General features: G+C 55.6%; 3 protein-coding genes and 2 pseudogenes. 3 read left to right on the top strand and 2 right to left on the bottom strand.

What is annotated here, in order from left to right; all coding sequences use genetic code 11:
* Positions 1–75: 75 nt before the first annotated feature.
* Positions 76–732, bottom strand: a complete 657-nt coding sequence (gene tetR(D) / locus ACOTXC_RS22595; protein ID WP_000113282.1) for a tetracycline resistance transcriptional repressor TetR(D) — start codon at positions 730–732, stop codon at positions 76–78.
* A gap of 95 nt (positions 733–827) precedes the next feature.
* Here tetR(D) and tet(D) point away from each other — a divergent pair, with 95 nt between their 5' ends.
* From tet(D) to ACOTXC_RS22580, 3 genes and pseudogenes are all read left to right on the top strand, one after another.
* Complete coding sequence (gene tet(D) / locus ACOTXC_RS22590; protein ID WP_108996614.1) at positions 828–2,012, top strand: tetracycline efflux MFS transporter Tet(D); 1,185 nt, start codon at positions 828–830, stop codon at positions 2,010–2,012.
* Positions 2,013–2,106: 94 nt separating this feature from the next.
* Positions 2,107–3,216 (top strand): S-(hydroxymethyl)glutathione dehydrogenase/class III alcohol dehydrogenase, encoded by a 1,110-nt coding sequence (locus ACOTXC_RS22585; protein ID WP_000842134.1) that lies wholly within the window; start codon positions 2,107–2,109, stop codon positions 3,214–3,216.
* Between the two features lie 21 nt (positions 3,217–3,237).
* Positions 3,238–3,660: pseudogene (locus ACOTXC_RS22580) on the top strand (alpha/beta hydrolase-fold protein); the annotation flags it as partial.
* 45 nt (positions 3,661–3,705) lie between these two features.
* Here the strand turns inward: ACOTXC_RS22580 and ACOTXC_RS22575 are convergent.
* A pseudogene (locus ACOTXC_RS22575) lies at positions 3,706–3,812 on the bottom strand (IS6 family transposase); the annotation flags it as partial.

The following is a 3,812-nucleotide window of genomic DNA, read 5'->3' as shown; positions in this document are numbered from 1 at the left end:
AGTACCAGCGTACGGCCCACAGAATGATGTCACGCTGAAAATGCCGGCCTTTGAATGGGTTCATGTGCAGCTCCATCAGCAAAAGGGGATGATAAGTTTATCACCACCGACTATTTGCAACAGTGCCGTAAGCTGCACCTCAAACCCCCGGATCAGGCTCTCCAGGCCATGCAGAAAGGCCTGCTCACCATCATCACTGTCCATAATCTGCAGCGCTTCCCGCAATAGCGGCGGCAGGTTTTCGTCCGGTGCTGCAGGGCGGTCGGTCAGGGCGGCAGTATGCTCCTGCTGCTCCAGTACGGCACCAAGGGTAAAATGACTGACCGCTGAAATCGCATATAACCCGTCGCGCAGTGAAAAGCCGTTTTCTGTCATAAAGCGTAACTGGGTTTCCACCGTATCATACTGTTTTTCATCAGGGCGGGTGCCGAGGTGCACTTTTGCCCCGTCACGGTAACGCAGCAGCGCCCGGCGGAAACTCATTGCATTATTGCGCAGAAATGACTGCCAGGATTCCCCCGCCGCAGGCAGTGAATAATCATGATGACGCGCCAGGATCTCCACCGCCAGCGCATCCAGTAACGCCCGTTTATTTTTCACATGCCAGTAAAGTGTCGGCTGTTCTATTCCCAGCTTCTGCGCCAGCTTGCGGGTCGTCAGCCCGTCAATCCCTGTCTCATTCAGCAGTTCCAGTGCCGCATCAATAACCGATTCTCTGTTCAGCCGTGCCATGACCGTCTCCTCCGATTTTCAGATTGACACTCTATCATTGATAGGGATATATTCCAACTCTATCAATGATAGGGAATTAACACAGGATCTGAAAAATGAATAAACCCGCTGTCATCGCGCTGGTGATTACACTGCTGGACGCGATGGGAATTGGTCTGATCATGCCGGTATTACCGTCACTGCTGCGGGAATATCTCCCGGAAGCGGATGTGGCAAACCATTACGGCATTCTGCTGGCGCTGTATGCGGTGATGCAGGTCTGTTTTGCTCCGCTGCTGGGCAGATGGTCAGATAAGCTGGGGCGCAGACCGGTGCTGCTGTTATCCCTGGCGGGTGCCGCGTTTGATTACACACTGCTGGCACTGTCCAATATGCTGTGGATGTTGTATCTCGGGCGGATTATCTCCGGGATCACTGGTGCCACCGGCGCGGTTGCGGCTTCGGTAGTGGCGGACAGCACGGCGGTCAGCGAGCGTACCGCCTGGTTCGGCCGTCTCGGTGCGGCCTTTGGTGCCGGGCTGATTGCCGGGCCGGCTATCGGCGGACTGGCGGGGGATATCTCACCGCATCTGCCGTTTGTCATTGCGGCAATACTGAATGCCTGCACCTTTCTGATGGTCTTTTTTATCTTTAAACCGGCGGTACAGACAGAAGAAAAACCGGCGGAGCAGAAACAAGAAAGCGCAGGTATCAGCTTTATCACACTGCTTAAACCTCTGGCGCTGTTGCTGTTTGTCTTTTTTACCGCGCAGCTTATCGGGCAGATCCCGGCCACTGTCTGGGTATTGTTTACGGAGAGCCGCTTTGCCTGGGACAGCGCGGCGGTCGGTTTTTCACTGGCGGGACTCGGGGCGATGCATGCACTGTTTCAGGCGGTGGTTGCCGGGGCGCTGGCAAAACGGCTGAGTGAGAAAACCATTATTTTCGCCGGATTTATTGCCGATGCCACCGCGTTTTTACTGATGTCTGCTATCACTTCCGGATGGATGGTGTATCCGGTCCTGATCCTGCTGGCAGGCGGCGGAATTGCACTGCCTGCATTGCAGGGCATTATCTCTGCCGGGGCATCGGCGGCAAATCAGGGAAAACTACAGGGTGTGCTGGTCAGCCTGACCAATCTGACCGGCGTGGCGGGCCCGCTGCTGTTTGCTTTTATTTTCAGTCAGACACAGCAGAGTGCGGACGGTACGGTGTGGCTGATTGGCACGGCACTGTACGGTCTGCTGCTGGCAATCTGTCTGCTGATCAGAAAACCGGCACCGGTGGCGGCCACCTGCTGACCGGCGCTATACAGGCAGCGCTGTTGTGCGGTATGGTGGACGGCATTCGTGCTTATCGCCTGCCATGATAAGCCTCAGACACAGAGGAACCGTTATGAAATCACGCGCAGCAGTCGCCTTCGGGCCGGGTTTACCCCTTGAAATTGTTGAAATTGATGTGGCACCGCCGAAGAAAGGTGAAGTGCTGGTGAAAATCAGTCACACCGGGGTATGCCATACCGATGCCTACACGCTTTCCGGTGATGATCCGGAAGGTCTGTTCCCGGTGGTGCTCGGCCATGAAGGTGCCGGGGTGGTGGTTGAGGTCGGTGAGGGCGTGACCAGTGTGAAACCGGGCGACCATGTGATCCCGCTGTACACCGCCGAGTGCGGCGAGTGTGATTTCTGTACCTCCGGTAAAACCAACCTCTGTGTTGCCGTCCGCGAAACCCAGGGCAAAGGCGTGATGCCGGACGGCACCAGCCGTTTTTCGTATAACGGTCAGCCGCTCTATCACTATATGGGCTGCTCGACATTCAGCGAATATACCGTTGTGGCGGAAGTATCACTGGCGAAAATCAATCCGCAGGCCAATGCGGAGCAGGTTTGCCTGCTCGGCTGCGGCGTGACCACCGGGATCGGCGCGGTACACAATACCGCGAAGGTACAGGAAGGGGATTCTGTGGCGGTATTCGGCCTCGGCGGTATCGGGCTGGCCGTGGTGCAGGGCGCACGTCAGGCAAAAGCGGGGCGCATCTTTGCCATCGATACCAATCCATCCAAGTTTGAGCTGGCAAAACAGTTCGGCGCCACAGACTGCATTAATCCCAATGATTATGACAAACCTGTTCAGCAGGTGCTGGTCGAAATGACCAAATGGGGTGTGGATCATACCTTTGAATGTATCGGCAATGTCAATGTGATGCGGTCGGCGCTGGAAAGTGCGCACCGTGGCTGGGGGCAGTCGGTAATTATCGGGGTGGCGGGTGCCGGAAAAGAGATTTCAACCCGTCCGTTCCAGCTGGTGACCGGCCGGGTCTGGAAAGGCACGGCGTTCGGCGGCGTGAAAGGGCGTACCCAGTTGCCGGGAATGGTGGAAGATGCCATGAGCGGCAAAATCGAGCTGGCGCCGTTTGTCACGCACACCATGGAACTGGATAAAATCAATGAAGCTTTTGATTTGATGCACGACGGCAAATCCATCCGCACAGTCATTCATTACTGATAACGTATTCAGGGAGATACTATGGAACGGATTGAACATCACGTCTGTTTCGGCGGCAGCCAGGAAGTCTGGCGTCACCACTCTGCGGTGACCGGCACGCCGATGACTTTTTCCGTGTTTCTGCCGCCGCAGGCAAAAACAGAGAAATGTCCTGTGCTGTACTGGCTTTCCGGGCTGACCTGCAACGAGCAGAATTTTATCACCAAAGCCGGGGCACAGCGTTACGCAGCGGAACACGGCCTGGTGATTGTCGCGCCGGATACCAGTCCGCGCGGCAGTCAGGTGGCGGATGATAAAGAGTACGATCTCGGCCAGGGTGCCGGGTTTTATGTCAATGCCACACAGGAGCCGTGGAAAGCGCATTATCAGATGTATGATTATATTCTGAATGAGCTGCACACCCTGGTAAGCGGGCATTTCGGCACATCGGAAAAACGGGCACTGTTGCAAAGTTAGCGATGAGGCAGCCTTTTGTCTTATTCAAAGGCCTTACATTTCAAAAACTCTGCTTACCAGGCGCATTTCGCCCAGGGGATCACCATAATAAAATGCTGAGGCCTGGCCTTTGCGTAGTGCACGCATCACCTCAATACCTT

The sequence above is a fragment of the Enterobacter cloacae complex sp. IR5428 genome (assembly GCF_049238585.1).
GTDB lineage: Bacteria > Pseudomonadota > Gammaproteobacteria > Enterobacterales > Enterobacteriaceae > Enterobacter > Enterobacter intestinihominis.
This window is presented reverse-complemented; position numbering and strand designations above follow the sequence as displayed.

Bases quoted from the DNA above. Each gene is read 5' to 3' on its own strand.
- ACOTXC_RS22585 (WP_000842134.1), top strand. From the start codon at position 2,107: ATGAAATCACGCGCAGCAGTCGCCTTCGGGCCGGGTTTACCCCTTGAA.